This is a genomic window from Pseudomonas sp. VMV1 (genome assembly GCF_056790235.1).
The window spans coordinates 26,308-42,207 of sequence record NZ_JBXGSE010000012.1 but is presented as its reverse complement, the minus strand read 5'-3'; the positions used below and the strand labels follow the sequence as shown (position 1 = coordinate 42,207).

Annotated in this window: 13 protein-coding genes and 2 tRNA genes; 1 reads left to right on the top strand and 14 read right to left on the bottom strand. The window is 63.2% G+C overall.

The window, feature by feature from the left end; genetic code table 11:
• Positions 1-89 precede the first annotated feature (89 nt).
• The 3 genes from ACUCV0_RS22805 to amaB all read right to left on the bottom strand — a co-directional run bounded on the left by ACUCV0_RS22805 (position 90) and on the right by amaB (position 4,487).
• Positions 90-1,211, bottom strand: a complete 1,122-nt coding sequence (locus ACUCV0_RS22805) for a branched-chain amino acid ABC transporter substrate-binding protein (RefSeq protein WP_059313378.1) — start codon at positions 1,209-1,211, stop codon at positions 90-92.
• Positions 1,212-1,694: 483 nt separating this feature from the next.
• Positions 1,695-2,972, bottom strand: coding sequence for an L-pipecolate oxidase (gene amaA, locus ACUCV0_RS22800; RefSeq protein ID WP_482213804.1), 1,278 nt, complete (start codon positions 2,970-2,972; stop codon positions 1,695-1,697).
• A 24-nt stretch (positions 2,973-2,996) separates the two neighbouring features.
• Positions 2,997-4,487, bottom strand: coding sequence for an L-piperidine-6-carboxylate dehydrogenase (amaB, locus tag ACUCV0_RS22795; RefSeq protein WP_059313376.1), 1,491 nt, complete (start codon positions 4,485-4,487; stop codon positions 2,997-2,999).
• 113 nt (positions 4,488-4,600) lie between these two features.
• On the opposite strand from amaB, the gene ACUCV0_RS22790 reads away from it, so the two are divergent.
• A complete protein-coding gene (locus ACUCV0_RS22790) occupies positions 4,601-5,485 on the top strand; it encodes a LysR substrate-binding domain-containing protein (RefSeq protein WP_059313375.1) in 885 nt (294 codons plus the stop codon).
• Between the two features lie 183 nt (positions 5,486-5,668).
• Here ACUCV0_RS22790 and pnp read toward each other — a convergent pair whose 3' ends face one another.
• From pnp to tpiA, 11 genes are all read right to left on the bottom strand, one after another.
• A complete protein-coding gene (gene pnp, locus ACUCV0_RS22785; RefSeq protein ID WP_059313374.1) occupies positions 5,669-7,771 on the bottom strand; it encodes a polyribonucleotide nucleotidyltransferase in 2,103 nt (700 codons plus the stop codon).
• Positions 7,772-7,945: 174 nt separating this feature from the next.
• The gene (rpsO, locus tag ACUCV0_RS22780; protein ID WP_007162645.1) at positions 7,946-8,215 is read right to left on the bottom strand and encodes a 30S ribosomal protein S15; all 270 of its coding nucleotides are present in this window, start codon (positions 8,213-8,215) and stop codon (positions 7,946-7,948) included.
• Positions 8,216-8,308: 93 nt separating this feature from the next.
• The gene (gene truB, locus ACUCV0_RS22775; protein WP_059313373.1) at positions 8,309-9,223 is read right to left on the bottom strand and encodes a tRNA pseudouridine(55) synthase TruB; all 915 of its coding nucleotides are present in this window, start codon (positions 9,221-9,223) and stop codon (positions 8,309-8,311) included.
• 1 nt (position 9,224) lies between these two features.
• Positions 9,225-9,608: a 30S ribosome-binding factor RbfA gene (gene rbfA, locus ACUCV0_RS22770; RefSeq protein ID WP_133863047.1), complete on the bottom strand. Its 384-nt coding sequence runs from the start codon at positions 9,606-9,608 to the stop codon at positions 9,225-9,227.
• A gap of 132 nt (positions 9,609-9,740) precedes the next feature.
• The gene (infB, locus tag ACUCV0_RS22765) at positions 9,741-12,299 is read right to left on the bottom strand and encodes a translation initiation factor IF-2 (protein ID WP_482213803.1); all 2,559 of its coding nucleotides are present in this window, start codon (positions 12,297-12,299) and stop codon (positions 9,741-9,743) included.
• A 26-nt stretch (positions 12,300-12,325) separates the two neighbouring features.
• On the bottom strand, positions 12,326-13,798 hold the full coding sequence (gene nusA / locus ACUCV0_RS22760) for a transcription termination factor NusA (RefSeq protein WP_007162649.1): 1,473 nt from the start codon (positions 13,796-13,798) through the stop codon (positions 12,326-12,328).
• 49 nt (positions 13,799-13,847) lie between these two features.
• Positions 13,848-14,306 carry a ribosome maturation factor RimP gene (gene rimP, locus ACUCV0_RS22755; RefSeq protein WP_059316809.1) on the bottom strand — a complete coding sequence of 153 codons (459 nt, stop codon included), beginning with the start codon at positions 14,304-14,306 and terminating at the stop codon, positions 13,848-13,850.
• Positions 14,307-14,433: 127 nt separating this feature from the next.
• A tRNA-Met gene (locus tag ACUCV0_RS22750) sits at positions 14,434-14,510 on the bottom strand.
• Positions 14,511-14,595: 85 nt separating this feature from the next.
• A tRNA-Leu gene (locus tag ACUCV0_RS22745) sits at positions 14,596-14,681 on the bottom strand.
• A 16-nt stretch (positions 14,682-14,697) separates the two neighbouring features.
• Entirely contained in the window at positions 14,698-15,078 is a 381-nt protein-coding gene (gene secG / locus ACUCV0_RS22740) for a preprotein translocase subunit SecG (protein WP_482213802.1), read from the bottom strand.
• Positions 15,078-15,836 (bottom strand): triose-phosphate isomerase, encoded by a 759-nt coding sequence (gene tpiA / locus ACUCV0_RS22735; RefSeq protein WP_271653749.1) that lies wholly within the window; start codon positions 15,834-15,836, stop codon positions 15,078-15,080. Before tpiA ends, secG begins: the two co-directional genes overlap by 1 nt.
• Positions 15,837-15,900: the final 64 nt, after the last annotated feature.

Below are 15,900 nucleotides of genomic sequence, written 5' to 3'. Positions count from 1 at the left end.
GTCTCGCGCTGGATGGATGACGAGGGCCGCCAGCCACCGCCTCGTCCTGGGGCGGAGACGAGAGGGCGGCCGGCGGGTTCACGCGAGGATCAGGGCAGTTGGTTGTACTTGCCCTTGTCGTCCCATTCGTACATCACGTAGTCGGAGACCTTGAGGTCACCCTTGCTGTCCCAGCTCTTCTCACCCAGCACGGTGTTGACGCTGTGGGCCTTCAGCCACTCGGCGGCCTTGGTGCCATCGGTGCCCTTGATACCGTTGAAGGCAGCGGCCACCGCCTGCAGCGAGGCGTAGGAGTAGAGGGTGTAGCCCTCGGGCTCGTAACCGGACTTGCGCAGCGTTTCCACTACGGTCTTGCCAGCCGGATTCTTCAGCGGATCGGCACCGAAGGTCATCAGCACGCCCTTGGTGTACTGGGGACCACCGGCGGTGGTGACCAGATCCAGGGAAACGATGCCGTCGCCGGAAACGAACTTGGCGGTCACACCCTGCTCGCGCATCTGGCGGACCAGCGGACCGGCCTCGGGGTGCAGACCGCCGAAGTAGACCACGTCGGCGCCCGAGGCGCGGATCTTGGTGACCAGGGAGTTGAAGTCCTTCTCGCCGCGAGTCAGACCCTCGTAGAGCACCTCTTTCACGCCGCGCTTGTTGAGCTGCGCCTTGGTCGCGTCGGCCAGGCCCTGACCGTAGGTGTCCTTGTCGTGGATGATGGCGACCTTCTTGGCTTTGAGGGTATCGACGATGTAGTCGCCGGCCACGATGCCCTGCTGGTCGTCACGCCCGCACATGCGGAACACGCCCGTCAGGCCGCGCTCGGTGATCTTGGGGTTGGTGGACGCGGGGGTGATGGAAATGATGCCGGCTTCGTCGTAGATCTCCGAGGCAGGCATGGTGTTGGAGGAGCAGAAGTGGCCGATCACGGCCTTGACCTTCTCGGAGTCCACCAGGCGGTTGGCCACGGCCACGGCCTGCTTGGGCTCGCAGGCGTCGTCGCCCTGCACCAGCTTGATTTTCTCGCCATTGATGCCACCGGCGGCATTGATGTCCTCCGCCGCCTGGGTAGCGCCCTTCCAGAACTGCTCGCCGTAGGCGGCACTGGCCCCGGTATAGGGACCCGCGACACCGATCACGATGTCGGCATGCGCCAGGGAGGAGAGAGTGAACGCAGAACCGATAGCGAGAGCCAGAATGCCTTTTCTGTAAATCTTCGACATGGGAGGTTTGCTCCAGAGGGTGGTTGGCTCTCTCGCCAGAGCAAAGCCTATGCCATCACTCAGCTGTGTCCCTGGCGCAAAGGCCATTTGCCGGTACGACAGGGAGCGAAATGTCCTGGCCTGCCATGGCGAGGGCCGCAACCAGTGGACCCGTCGCCGTTTTAGACTTTCGTCTTAGTCAGGATATTAGCCGGGATAAAGACCTGCAGCGGTAGCAGTAGAACGGGTAAAAGGCAGAGGTTTGTTACCAGATAGCAACCCGGTTGCACCTGTTTCGCACCAAAACGTAACATCGCCCCCATCCTGCGCCACCAAAGTAACCATGGTCTGTATCGGACGTAACGAGGCGGATCAATCGGTTCCGGCTATTGGCCAGATCAACGAAACAGCAAAAGAAAACGGCCGACTTGCACAGGTTGGGATGCGCAAATCGGCCGCTTGAGTGGCCCGACCAGAGCGGTTGCCGGGCGGGCTGCAAGGTCTTTAGAGCACCACGCGCAGACACTGCCCCGCGTGATAGAGGGTAAAGCCAGCCTCGTACATCAGGCTGCGCCACTGTCCTACCGGGTTGGAATCCAGCGAAGCCAGCGGCATGGGCAGGTCCTGCCGATCGCCACTGCACAGATAGCGGGCAAAGGCCTGCCCCACCACCGTGCCCGTGGTGACTCCGCGACCGTTGTAGCCGGTCACCGCGAGCAACCCCGGTGCCGGCTCGAACAGCCGCATCAGGTGATCGGGGGTGAAGCCGATCTGGCCCGTCCAGGTGCACTCCCATTCCACCCGGCCAAGCGAGGGGAAATAGTGCCGCTGGATGCGGTCGGCCCAGGCGCGGATGAAACCGGCCGGGCGTCCCGCCATGTTGCCGAGGCTACCCAGGAGCAGGCGGCCATCGGCATCGCGCCGGATGCTGCTGAGCACCGTCCGGGTATCCCAGGAGCCACGCCCCTGAGGCAGGATGAAGTCCGCTTCCGCCCCGAGAGGCTGGGACGCCACCTGATAGTAGTAGCCAGGAAAGAACTGCTTGCGCAGACGGGTCCATTCGCCTTCGGTGTAGGCGTTGGAAGCGATCACCACCTGGTCGGCGGTAACCCGCCCCTGGGAGGTTTCCACCTGCCAGCGATCACCCACGCGCTGCAGGCGCTGCACCGCGCTCTGCTCGAACAGTTCGCCGCCCTCCTGGCGCAGCGCCCTGGCCAGTCCCAGGGCGTAGCCCATGGGCACCAGGGTACCGGCGCGGTGATCGAGCAGGGCCCCGCTGATATCGCGCGTGCCGCAAGCGCTGTAGAAGGCCTCGCCTTCCAGTAACTCGACCCGCGCACCGCGCCGTTGCCATTGCTCGGCACGTTGACCCAGATCGGCCAGGCCCTTGGCGCTGTGCGCCATGTGCAGGGTGCCGGCGCGGCGTGGCTGGCAGTCGATGCCATAGCGCTCGATGAGACCGAACACCTGACTCGGCGCATCGCCCATCACCCCCAGCAAGCGCTCCCCAACCTCCTGTCCCAGGGTCGCCACCGCCTCGTCCGGCGGGATCCACATGCCGGCATTGACCAGCCCGACATTGCGCCCGGAGCCGCCATGGCCGACGCCATGGGCCTCCAGTACCACCACCCGTCGCCCGGCCTGCGCCAGGTGCAGCCCGGTGGACAGGCCGGTGTAGCCACCGCCGATGACGCAGACCTCGGTGTCACGCTCGCCTTGCAGCGGCGCTCCGGGCATCGCCGGATACAGCCGCTCCCACAGGCACTCCTCACGCAACTGCATTCTCGGCGCTCCTGGCGGATCCACTCAGTCGAACACGATGCCCTGGGCCAGCGGCAGTTCGCGGGAGTAGTTGACGGTGTTGGTCTGGCGGCGCATGTAGGCCTTCCAGGCGTCGGAGCCCGATTCGCGACCGCCACCGGTTTCCTTCTCGCCACCGAAGGCGCCACCGATCTCGGCACCGCTAGGCCCGATATTGACGTTGGCGATGCCGCAGTCGCTGCCAGTCGCCGACATGAAGGCCTCGGCCTCACGCACGTCGGTGGTGAAGATGCAGGACGACAGGCCCTGGGGCACGGCGTTGTTCAGCGCTACCGCCTCGTCGAAATCGTCGTAGGTCAGCACATAGAGAATGGGGGCGAAGGTCTCGTGGCGTACCGCCTCGCTCTGCTCGGGCATCTCGACGATGGCCGGGGCCACGTAGTAGGCCTCGGGATACTGCTCAGCCAGCTGACGCTCACCGCCGTAGACCACCCCGCCCTCGCCACGCGCCTGTTCCAGCGCACCCTGCATGGCCTGGAAGCTGGCCGCATCGATCAGCGGACCGATGAGGTTGCCTTCCAGCGGATGGCCGATGCGGACTTTGGCATAGGCGGTCTTCAACCGGGCGACGATCTCGTCCTTGACCGAACGATGGGCAATCAGGCGGCGCAGGGTGGTGCAGCGCTGGCCGGCAGTGCCCACGGCGCTGAACAGGATGGCACGTACGGCCATGTCCAGATCGGCACTCGGCGCGAGGATCATGGCATTGTTGCCGCCCAGTTCGAGGATGCTGCGGCCGAAGCGCGCCGCAACCCGCGGTCCTACCTCGCGACCCATGCGGGTGCTACCCGTGGCGCTCACCAGCGCCACCCGCGGATCGTCCACCAGGGCCTCACCGGCGGCGCGGTCACCGACGATGACCTGGCTGAGATCGGCGGGGGCATCGCCGAAGCGCGCCAGGGCCTTCTCGAACAGCGCCTGGCAGGCCAGCGCGGTCAACGGGGTCTTTTCCGAAGGCTTCCAGATCACCGGATTGCCGCAGACCAGGGCTAGGGCGGCGTTCCAGGACCAGACCGCCACCGGGAAGTTGAAGGCACTGATGATGCCGACTACACCTAGCGGCTGCCAGCTTTCGCGCATGTGGTGACCCGGACGCTCGGAGGCGATGGTCAGACCATAGAGCTGGCGCGACAGGCCAACGGCGAAGTCGCAGATGTCGATCATCTCCTGGACTTCGCCCAGGCCTTCCTGGGTGATCTTGCCGGCTTCCCAGGACACCAGTTCGCCGAGATCGGCCTTGTGCGCGCGCAGCTCTTCGCCGAGCAGCCGCACCAGTTCGCCACGGCGCGGCGCCGGCACCGCGCGCCAAGCCTGGAAGGCACGGTCGGCGCGGGAGATCTTCTGCTCCACCTCGGCGGCGCTTTCCAGGGCGACGCTGCCCAGTTGGCTACCGTCGATGGGGGAATGCACCCGATGCTCGCCTTGGGTGTAGTGCTGGGCAGAAACGCCGAGGCGTTCCAACAGGGCCTTGCTCATGCTGAGGTCTCCGCAGAAAGGAAATCGTCCCTGAGTATGGTCAGGCCAGCGGCGCCGGACAACCGACCTTTGCTCGGCATATCATTCCCTTTTTTCATGCCGCGAGTCCGCTCATGCAACGTCGCCACCTGCCGTCCATCACCGCCATGCAGTGCTTCGAGGCGGTGGCCCGTCATCTGAGCTTTACCCGCGCGGCCGACGAACTGGCGCTGACCCAGAGTGCCGTCAGCAAACAGGTCGCCCAGCTGGAAGATCTCCTGCAGCACAGCCTGTTTCGCCGGGTCCGGCGCCGCCTGCAACTCACCCCGGCCGGTGCCCTCTACCTGGCCGAGGTGGACAAGATCCTCAACCAGTTGGAGATGTCGGCGCGCTACCTGAGATCCTATGGCGGCGAGACCGAGGTGCTGCGCGTGGCCACCCCACCGACCTTTGGCGAGCGCTGGTTGGTCCCGCGGCTGAAGGGCTGGCGGCTGCGCTTTCCCAATATTCACCTGGATGTCTCCAGCGCCCTGGAACCGGTGGACTTCCGCGACCCCCGCCACGACGTGGCGCTGTTCTATGGTCACGGCAGTTGGCCGGGTGCCGAATGCGAACTGCTGCTGCACGAGCACATGGTCGCGGTCTGCGCGCCGGATCTGCTGCCCGCCGAAGGCATCGCCGGACCCGAGCAACTGGTGGACTTCGTCCTGCTGCAGAACACCACCCGCCCGGAATCCTGGCACGACTGGTACGCCAGCCAGGGTCGGGAGGAAGTGCACAGCCATCACGGTCCGCGCTTCGACACCTTTACCCTCTGCGCCCGCGCCGCCCAGGAAGGTTGCGGGGTGGCCCTGCTGCCGGAATTCCTGGTCGCCGAAGAACTGGCTTCCGGCCGCCTGGTGCTCGCCTGGCCCCACCGCCTCGCCAGCCCCCACGCCTACTGGCTGGCCTATCCGGAACAGATGGCCGAGGTGCCCAAGGTGCGCAGCTTCATCGAATGGATTCGCGAGAAGGCGTAGTGCCCGTAGGTTGCGGCTGAGCACAGCGAAGCCCAACAGTCCCTGGCTCCACGCCGCTTTCAAGCAGTGGAGGCTGGCCTGCGTTGTCATGTTGGGCTTCACTGCGCTCAACCCAATCTACCACCTGTGTTCACCAACCATAAAAAAACCCGGCCGAGGCCGGGTTTTTTACTCAGGGTCGTCTTAGACGCCGGAGGCTTCCGCCGCCGCCACGTCCTTGATCGACAGCTTGATGCGACCGCGGTTGTCCACGTCCAGCACCAGCACCTTCACTTCCTGACCTTCTTTCAGCACGTCGGTGACCTTCTCGATACGCTGATCGCTCAGCTGCGAGATGTGCACCAGACCGTCCTTGCCCGGCAGGATGCTGACGAAGGCGCCGAAGTCGACGATGCGCTCCACCTTGCCGACGTAGATCTTGCCGATCTCGGCCTCGGCGGTGATGCCCAGGACACGCTGCTTGGCAGCTTCAGCGGCTTCGCGGGTCTCGCCGTAGATCTTGATGGTGCCGTCGTCTTCGATGTCGATCGACGCCTTGGTCTCTTCGCAGATACCACGGATGGTGGCGCCACCCTTGCCGATCACGTCGCGGATCTTGTCCTGGTCGATCTTCATCGCCAGCATGGTCGGAGCATTTTCGGACAGCTCGGCACGCGACTCGGAGATCACCTGGTTCATCTGACCCAGGATATTCAGACGCGCTTCCAGCGCCTGCTCCAGAGCGATTTCCATGATCTCTTCGGTGATGCCGTTGATCTTGATGTCCATCTGCAGGGCGGTGACGCCCTTGGCGGTACCGGCCACCTTGAAGTCCATGTCGCCCAGGTGATCTTCGTCACCCAGGATGTCGGTCAGAACGGCGAACTTCTCGCCTTCCTTGACCAGACCCATGGCGATACCGGCAACCGGCGCCTTGACCGGCACACCGGCGTCCATCAGCGCCAGGGAGGCACCGCACACCGACGCCATGGAGCTGGAGCCGTTGGACTCGGTGATCTCGGAGACCACGCGGATGCTGTAGGGGAAGGCTTCCTGGGTCGGCAGCATGGCCTGGATGCCACGACGGGCCAGACGGCCGTGACCGATCTCGCGACGGCCTGGGCTACCCATGCGACCGCACTCGCCGACCGAGAAGGGCGGGAAGTTGTAGTGCAGCATGAAGCTGTCGCGGCGCTCGCCTTCCAGGGTGTCCAGCAGCTGCGAGTCACGGGCGGTGCCCAGGGTCGCGGTGACCAGCGCCTGGGTTTCGCCACGGGTGAACAGGGCCGAACCATGGGTCTTCTTCAGCGGACCGACTTCGATCTGCAGCGGGCGTACGGTGCGGGTGTCGCGACCGTCGATACGCGGCTTGCCGTCGACGATGTTCTGGCGCACGGTGCGGTATTCCAGCAGACCGAAGGTCTCCTTGACCTCGGCTTCGCTGTACTGACCGTTCTCACCGGCCAGCTTGGCGATGGCCTGGTCGCGCAGGGCACCCAGGGCCGCATAGCGATCCTGCTTGATGGTGATGGTGTAGGCACGGGACACGGCCTCGCCGACCTCGGCCTTGACGGCTTCGATCAGGGCGGTGTTCTCGGCAGGCGCCTGCCAGTTCCAGGTCGGCTTGCCGGCTTCGGCAGCGAACTGGCTGATGGCCTCGATGGCCACCTGGAATTCTTCGTGGGCGAACAGCACGCCGCCCAGCATCTGGTCTTCGGTCAGCTCGTCGGCTTCGGATTCGACCATCAGCACGGCGTCACGGGTACCGGCCACGACCATGTCCAGGCTGGAGCTCTGCAGCTGCTCGTAGCTGGGGTTCAGCAGGTAGCCCAGCTCGGTGTGGTAGCCCACGCGGGCAGCGGCGATGGGGCCGGCGAAGGGAATACCGGAAATGGCCAGGGCGGCGGAGGTGCCGATCATGGCGGCGATGTCCGGATCGGACTTCTTGTTGGTGCTGACCACGGTGCAGACAACCTGGACTTCGTTCAGGAAGCCTTCGGGGAACAGCGGACGGATCGGGCGATCGATCAGGCGCGAGGTCAGGGTTTCCTTCTCGGAAGGACGGCCTTCACGCTTGAAGTAACCACCGGGGATGCGGCCAGCGGCGTAGGTCTTTTCCTGGTAGTGCACGGACAGCGGGAAGAAGTCCTTGCCAACGGCGGGCTGCTTGGCACCGACCACGGTGACCAGTACGCTGACGTCATCGGTGGAGACCAGCACCGCACCGGTCGCCTGGCGCGCGATGCGGCCGGTTTCCAGGGTGAAGGTCTGCTCACCGAACTTGAATTGCTTGATTACTGGATTCACAGTCTTTCCTTCTCTTTATTGCCTTGGGGGAAATCGAGGCGACCAGAGGGATTCGGACCCTCGCTGATCTCCGGGTGACGCAAGCCGATTCTGTCGGCCTCTCAAGCAAAAAAGCCGGAGGCCGGCGCGAGCCGACCTCCAGCTTCAGACTGCTTGCAGCAGGTCCGCATCGTATTAACGACGCAGGCCCAGGCGAGCGATCAGTGCGCTGTAACGAGAGGTATCCTTGGACTTCAGGTAGTCCAGCAGCTTACGACGCTGGTTGACCATGCGGATCAGACCACGACGGCTGTGGTGGTCTTTGCCGTTGGCCTTGAAGTGACCTTGCAGCTTGTCGATATTGGCGGACAGCAGGGCAACCTGCACTTCCGGCGAACCGGTATCGCCTTCGCTTTGCTTGAACTCGTTTACGATCTGGGCTTTATCTTCAACGCTCAGTGCCATGATAGGGCTCCTCTGAGGAACAGGCCGGGATGGATCCCGTGCTTAAGGAAAGAGGTGTGACCGTGCCTGCTGACAGCCACCCTCGGTATCGGTCTAGGACCGAATCAGTCTACGAGGAGCAACCTGCCCCTCGTCATCTATCTCGCCGATGCCGATGAAACGACCCTGGTCGTCCTGCACCCGCATCAAACCGAATTTCGGTGCATTGGCTGCCCGAACGGGCTGACCGTGCAACCAATAATAGGCGCTGTGCTGAGTCAACTGCACCAGCGGCCAATGTTCGAGGCCGCTGTCGACCGGCAGCAGGAAGCGATCCAGCGCTTCGGCACCGCCTTCGGCATGGGCCGCCTCCAGCTCGTCCAGGCTGATGGCCTGCACGAGGCCAAAGGGACCAGCCTGGGTACGTCGCAACTCAGCCACATGGGCCCCGCAACCGAGACGGGCGCCGAGGTCTTCGACCAGGGTGCGCACATAGGTCCCCTTGCTGCAGGCCACTTCCAGCGTCGCGCGATCTTCCTGCAACGCCAGGAGTTCCAGACGGGCAATAGTAACAGAACGCGCCTCGCGCTCCACTACTTCCCCGGCACGCGCCAACTTGTAGAGCGGCTGACCGTCGCGCTTGAGCGCCGAGTACATCGGCGGAATCTGCTCTATCTGGCCGCGAAAGGCCGGCAGCGCCGCCTGGATGGCTGCTTCGTCGACATCGACCGTCCGTCGCTCCAACACCTCACCCTCGGCGTCGCCGGTGGTGGTGGTGACGCCCAGCTGCGCCACGGTGCTGTAACCCTTGTCGGCGTCCAGCAGGTACTGGGAAAACTTGGTCGCTTCGCCGAAGCACAGCGGCAGCACACCGGTAGCCAGGGGATCCAGACTGCCGGTATGGCCCGCCTTCTCGGCGTTGAGCAGCCAGCGGACCTTTTGCAGGGCGGCATTGGAGGAAAAGCCGCGCGGCTTGTCCAGCACCAGCACGCCATGCACCTGCCGGCGAATACGCTTGACCTGGGCCACCCTACTCCTCCCCGTCCTGCCGACGATCTTCGGCGACCGCCCGCTCGATCAGCGCCGACAGCTGGGCGCCGCGACGGATGCTCTCGTCATACTGGAAACCCAGTTGCGGAACGGTCCGCAACTTCATCGCCCGACCCAACTGCTGCCGCAGGAAGCCGGAGGCATCCTTGAGGATGGCGATATTCTGCTTGATCGCCTCGGGGTCATCGTCCTTGCCCAGCACGGTGATGTGCACCTTGGCATGGGACAGGTCGCGTGCCACGTCCACGCCGGTGATGGTCACCATACCCAGCCGTGGATCTTTGATTTCGCGATGGATCAACAGCGCCAGTTCGCGCTGTATCTGATCACCGATACGCTGGGTACGGCTGAATTCTTTGGCCATGTCGAAACTCTCGTACAAAAGGCCGCAGACGTCAGGCCTGCCAGCCATGAACCTTGGAAACGCGAACGGCAAGTCCGGACCTGGCAGGGTTCTGCCAGGTCCGCGACCTGCCGTCCTGGTGCAGTCTCGCCGTTACAGCGAACGGGCGACCTGAACCTTCTCGAACACTTCGATCTTGTCGCCGACGCGGACGTCGTTGTAGCTCTTCACGCCGATACCGCATTCCATGCCGGCACGCACTTCGGCCACGTCATCCTTGAAGCGACGCAGGGATTCCAGCTCGCCTTCGAAGATGACCACGTCTTCGCGCAGGACGCGGATCGGACGGTTGCGGTGCACCATGCCTTCGGTGACCATGCAGCCGGCGACGGCGCCGAACTTGGGCGAACGGAAGACGTCACGCACCTCGGCGATACCCAGGATGTTCTCCCGGACGTCACTGCCCAGCATGCCGGTCAGCGCCTTCTTCACATCTTCGATGATGTCGTAGATGACGTTGTAGTAACGCATGTCGAGGCCTTCCTGCTCGACGATCTTCCGCGCCCCGGCATCGGCCCGGACGTTGAAGCCGAACAGCACGGCATTGGAGGCCAGCGCCAGGTTGGCATCGCTTTCGGTGATACCACCGACGCCACCGCCGACCACACGTACCTGGACTTCGTCGTTGCCCAGACCGGACAGCGAACCCTGCAGCGCCTCGAGGGAGCCACGCACATCGGACTTGAGCACGATGTTGAGGGTCTTCTTCTCGTCCTGGCCCATGTTCTCGAAGATGTTCTCGAGCTTGCCGGCATGCGCGCGAGCCAGCTTGACCTCGCGGAACTTGCCCTGACGGAACAGCGCCACTTCCCGGGCCTTCTTCTCGTCGGTCAGCACGGTGAGTTCGTCACCGGCATCCGGGGTACCGTCCAGACCAAGGATCTCGACCGGAATGGACGGGCCGGCTTCCTTGATCGGCTTGCCGTTCTCGTCGAGCATGGCACGGATGCGACCGAAGTTGACGCCGACCAGGGCCATGTCGCCCTGCCGCAGGGTACCGTTCTGTACCAGCACGGTAGCGACCGGACCACGGCCCTTGTCCAGGCGCGACTCGATGACCACACCGCGACCGGGTGCTTCCGGCGTAGCGGTCAGCTCCAGGACTTCGGCCTGCAGCAGGATGGCTTCGAGCAGCTCGTCCACACCGGTACCGGCCTTGGCCGAGACGTGCACGAACTGGGTATCGCCGCCCCACTCTTCCGGGATGACCTGACGACCGGCCAGATCGTGCTTGACGCGATCCGGATCGGCATCGGGCTTGTCGATCTTGTTGACCGCCACGACGATGGGGACACCTGCCGCCTTGGCGTGCTGGATGGCTTCCTCGGTCTGCGGCATGACGCCGTCATCGGCCGCGACGACCAGGATGACGATGTCGGTGGCCTTGGCACCACGGGCACGCATCGCGGTGAACGCGGCGTGACCAGGGGTATCCAGGAAGGTCACCATGCCACGCTCGGTTTCCACGTGGTAGGCACCGATGTGCTGGGTGATGCCACCGGCTTCGCCCGACGCGACCTTGGCGCGACGGATGTAGTCCAGCAGCGAGGTCTTACCGTGGTCGACGTGACCCATGACGGTCACTACCGGCGCACGGTGCAGGGCCTTGCCACCCTCGAACTTGAGGGATTCGGCCAGCTGGTCTTCCAGGGCGTTCTCGTTGACCAGCTTGACCTTGTGGCCCAGCTCTTCGGCCACCAGCTGCGCCGTCTCGCGGTCGAGCACCTGGTTGATGGTGGCGGGAGACCCCATCTTGAACATGAACTTGATGACTTCGGCGGCCTTCACCGACATCTGCTGAGCTAGCTCAGAGACGGTGATGGTCTCACCTAGATTGACTTCGCGCACTACAGGTCCTGTCGGGCTCTGGAACCCGTGTTGGTTTCGCTTCTTGAGTCGCGACTTGCCACCGCGACCGCCACGCCGGCCAAAGCCCTCTTCCTCGTCGTCGCCACTGCGCACGGTACGAGGAGCTGCGACCTTGTCCTTGATCGACGGGCGATGCTGGGCATTCTTGCGCTCACGACGCTCGTCTTCTTCGCGCTTGCTGCTCGGGGCAGGATGCACGGGACGACGCGGTTCTTCGCGCTTGCGCTCGCCAGCCGGATCGGCCTTCTTGGCCTCGGTGGCAGCTTCGGCAGCGGGCTGCTGCTCGGCCACCACGGCAGGTGCTTCCGGCGCAGCCGGGGCTGCGGCTTCGGTAGCGACGGCCTGCGTCTGCTCCACCTGGGCAGCGGCTTCGGCCTGCTGACGTGCAGCTTCTTCAGCAGCACGCTGGGCTTCTTCCTCGGCGCGCGCCTGGGCGGCAGCCTCTTCAGCGGCACGCTGGGCTTCCTGCTCGCGGCGCTGCTCGGCTTCAAGCTCGGCAGGGCTGCGCTTGACGAAGGTTTTCTTCTTGCGGACTTCGACACTGACGGTCTTGCTGCCGGCCACTTTCAGTGTGGTCTGGGTCTTGCGCTGCAGGGTGATCTTGCTTGGCTCGTCGAGCTGCGCAGTCCCCTTCAGGTGCGTCAGCAGCGCCTGCTTCTCCGCATCGCTCACCAATTGCTCGGCGCTGCTATGCGTCAGACCTGCCTCGCGCATCTGCTGTAGCAGACGTTCCACCGGCGTATTGACCGTTTGGGCCAGTTCTTTCACCGTGACTTGCGTCATGCACTTCTCTCCTCAGACTGCGCCGCTTACTCGAACCAATGGGCACGGGCAGCCATGATCAGCTTGCCGGCACGCTCTTCGGTCATGCCGTTGATGTCGAGCAGGTCGTCGATCGACTGCTCGGCGAGCTCTTCGCGATTGACCACGCCACGCTGGGCCAGCGCGCTGGCGAGCTGGGGATCCATGCCGTCGAGGGTCAGCAGATCTTCGCTGGGGCTCTTCTGTTCTTCCGTTGCGATGGCCCGGGTAAGCAGGCGATCCTTGGCCCGGGTACGCAGCTCGTTGACGATGTCTTCGTCGAAGCCATCGATGTTGAGCATCTCTTCCATGGGCACGTAGGCCACTTCCTCGAGGGAAGTGAAGCCTTCTTCCACCAGCACCTGCGCCAGTTCCTCGTCGACATCCAGCTCGTCGATGAAGCGCTGGATGATGTCGCCGGTCTCGGCCTGTTGCTTGGCGTTGATGTCCGCTTCGGTCATCACGTTGAGCGTCCAACCGGTCAGCTGACTGGCCAGGCGCACGTTCTGGCCGCCACGGCCGATCGCCTGGGCCAGGTTATCCTCGGCGACGGCGATGTCCATGGTACGGCTGTCTTCGTCGACGATGATCGAGGCGACTTCGGCCGGAGCCATGGCGTTGATGACGAACTGCGCCGGATTGTCATCCCAGAGGACGATGTCGACACGCTCGCCACCCAGTTCACCGGATACCGCCTGGACACGCGAACCACGCATGCCGATACAGGCGCCCTGCGGATCGATGCGCTTGTCCTTGGAGCGAACGGCGATCTTGGCCCGCGAGCCCGGATCCCGAGCGGCTGCCATGACATCGATCAGCTGCTCGGAGATTTCCGGTACTTCGATGCGGAACAGCTCGATCAGCATCTGCGGATCGGTACGCGACAGCATCAGTTGCGGACCGCGGTTTTCCGTACGGATCTCCTTGAGCAGGGCGCGCAGACGCACGCCCATGCGGAAGGTCTCACGGGGAATGATGTGCTCACGCGGCAGCAGCGCCTCGGCATTGTTGCCCAGGTCGACGATCACGCTGTCACGAGTGACCTTCTTGACGGTTCCCGAGATGATCTCGCCGACCTTCTCGCGATAGGCGTCCACCACCTGAGCCCGCTCGGCCTCGCGCACCTTCTGCACGATCACCTGCTTGGCGGTCTGGGCAGCGATCCGACCGAATTCGATGGACTCGATCTTCTCTTCGATCACTTCACCGGCCTTGACCCCAGGATGCTCTTCCTGGGCGTCTTCCACCGTCAGATGCGAATCGGGCAGCTGATAGTCTTCGTCTTCCACCACGGTCCAGCGGCGGAAGGTCTCGTAGCTGCCGTTGTGTCTGTTGATCGACACCCGCAGATCCACATCTTCTTCGTAGCGTTTCTTGGTAGCCGTGGCGAGAGCCAACTCCAGTGCCTCGAAGATGACGCCGGGTGGAACACCCTTCTCGTTCGAAACAGATTCCACTACCAGCAGAACTTCTTTGCTCATCTTACGCCTCGTATTCGCAATCCTTGGGATCCGCGGTCTCGCGCTCAAATCACTCGAAACGGGGAACGACGTTGGCCTTGTCGATCATCTCGATGGGTAGCAGATACTCATGCTCGTCCACCTGCACCACGACATCCTGGTCTTCCACACCGCGCAGCAAACCCTGGAAATTACGTCGCCCGTCGAAGGGCGACCGAAGTTTGACCTTTATCTGCTCACCGGCATGGGCAGCGAATTGCTCCAGCGTGAACAGGGGCCTATCCATACCGGGGGAAGACACCTCGAGGGTGTATTCATTGGTGATGGGATCTTCCACATCGAGTACGCCACTGACTTGGCGGCTGACCTTCTCGCAGTCTTCTACGAGAATGCCATTGGGATGATCGATGTAGACACGCAGTAGCGAATGCCGCCCTTGGGAGATGTACTCGACACCCCAGCAGACATAGCCAAGCGCCTCGATGACGGGGGCCAGCAAGGCCTGCAACTGTTCTAGCTTGCTCGACACCTGGTTGCCTCGCGTTTTTTGAGAATAAAAAATGGGCATTACGCCCATCCCTAAGAGGTCTGCGCAAGAAAGCGCGACCCGAACTGTCCAGCCAACAAAAAGCCCCTATAAAGGGGCTTTAAAAAACTGGTTGCGGGGGCTGGATTTGAACCAACGACCTTCGGGTTATGAGCCCGACGAGCTACCAGACTGCTCCACCCCGCGTCAAAGCTGGAGCGAGATTATATTCAACTCTACTATAAGAGTCAACCTACTCTCTCGCCGCGTCCTGCTGGACGTCTTTGCTATTTGGTGCCGAAGATGGGACTCGAACCCATACAGCCTGTGGCCACTACCCCCTCAAGATAGCGTGTCTACCAATTCCACCACTTCGGCATGAAACCTTTGAAACCTACTTGGACTCCTGGGGCACGTCCCCGGAAGTACCGCCTTGAGCAGCACGCGGCTGGCTCAGGGGAACATCGCTACCATCCTGCTTCGGCTGAGGAGCCTGCTGGACTGGCTGAGTGGGAAGACCCACTTCACGCAGACCCAGCGCACGGTCTTTGGCGTAATACCCCAGACCCAGACTAGTCGCGAAAAAAACCGCAGCTAGTATAGCAGTAAAACGACTCAGAAAGGTAGCAGAACCTTGACTACCAAAAACGGTACCCGAGGCACCCGCACCAAAGGATGCACCTGCTTCAGCACCCTTGCCCTGCTGCATCAACACCAGCACGATCAGGCCAAGCGCCATCAGCAAGTGGATCACTACAACTGCAGTTTCCAACATTATCCACGTCCTGCAGCGCGGCAAATCGCACTGAACTCTTCAGCATTCAGGGAGGCACCACCCACCAGCCCCCCATCGATATCCGGCATGCCGAACAACTCGGCAGCATTGGCGGCCTTGACACTACCGCCATACAGCAGCTGAAGCCCTTCAGCGACTTCAGCATCGGCCTCACGCACCAGGGCGCGAATCGCCGCATGAACCTCTTGCGCCTGCTCCGGCGTCGCCGTGAGCCCGGTACCTATCGCCCAAACAGGCTCATAGGCCACCACGGCACGGGTGAAAGCCGCGACTCCAACTGCGTCGATGACCGCCTTCAGCTGGCCACCGACCACGTCCAGAGTACGCTCGGCCTCCCGCTCTTCACGGGTTTCACCGACGCAGAGCACGGGAATCATCCCGCCCTCCTGGATGGCCGCGAATTTCTTCGCCACCACCTCGTCATCCTCGCCCAGCAGGGCACGCCGCTCGGAATGCCCCACCAGCACGTAACGGCAACCGAATTCCACCAACTGCGTCGAGGATACCTCGCCAGTCAGGGCCTTCTCGCCAGCGACGGGAGCACAGGTCTGAGCCCCCACCATCAGCGACGTCGCCGCCAAACCTTCAGCCACCCCCGGCAGATGCACTAATGTCGGAATCACCACGACATCGACACCAGACACGCCGTCCAACCCTTTCAAGCCTGCGACCAATGCGGACACGCTCTGCAGCGAGCCATGCATTTTCCAGTTACCGGCAACCAGGGAACGACGCATGCGTTTTACCTCAGGGAGCGAAGTGGGCGCAGATGTTACTCAATCGAAAACAGGCATGCAAGCA

What these genes read in the sequence shown, in the direction of transcription:
- ACUCV0_RS22805 (WP_059313378.1), bottom strand. Translation starts at nt 1,211, where the DNA reads ATGTCGAAGATTTACAGAAAAGGCATTCTGGCTCTCGCTATCGGTTCT.
- amaA (WP_482213804.1), bottom strand. Translation starts at nt 2,972, where the DNA reads ATGCAGTTGCGTGAGGAGTGCCTGTGGGAGCGGCTGTATCCGGCGATG.
- amaB (WP_059313376.1), bottom strand. Translation starts at nt 4,487, where the DNA reads ATGAGCAAGGCCCTGTTGGAACGCCTCGGCGTTTCTGCCCAGCACTAC.
- ACUCV0_RS22790 (WP_059313375.1), top strand. Translation starts at nt 4,601, where the DNA reads ATGCAACGTCGCCACCTGCCGTCCATCACCGCCATGCAGTGCTTCGAG.
- rpsO (WP_007162645.1), bottom strand. Translation starts at nt 8,215, where the DNA reads ATGGCACTGAGCGTTGAAGATAAAGCCCAGATCGTAAACGAGTTCAAG.
- rbfA (WP_133863047.1), bottom strand. Translation starts at nt 9,608, where the DNA reads ATGGCCAAAGAATTCAGCCGTACCCAGCGTATCGGTGATCAGATACAG.
- infB (WP_482213803.1), bottom strand. Translation starts at nt 12,299, where the DNA reads ATGACGCAAGTCACGGTGAAAGAACTGGCCCAAACGGTCAATACGCCG.
- nusA (WP_007162649.1), bottom strand. Translation starts at nt 13,798, where the DNA reads ATGAGCAAAGAAGTTCTGCTGGTAGTGGAATCTGTTTCGAACGAGAAG.
- secG (WP_482213802.1), bottom strand. Translation starts at nt 15,078, where the DNA reads ATGTTGGAAACTGCAGTTGTAGTGATCCACTTGCTGATGGCGCTTGGC.
- tpiA (WP_271653749.1), bottom strand. Translation starts at nt 15,836, where the DNA reads ATGCGTCGTTCCCTGGTTGCCGGTAACTGGAAAATGCATGGCTCGCTG.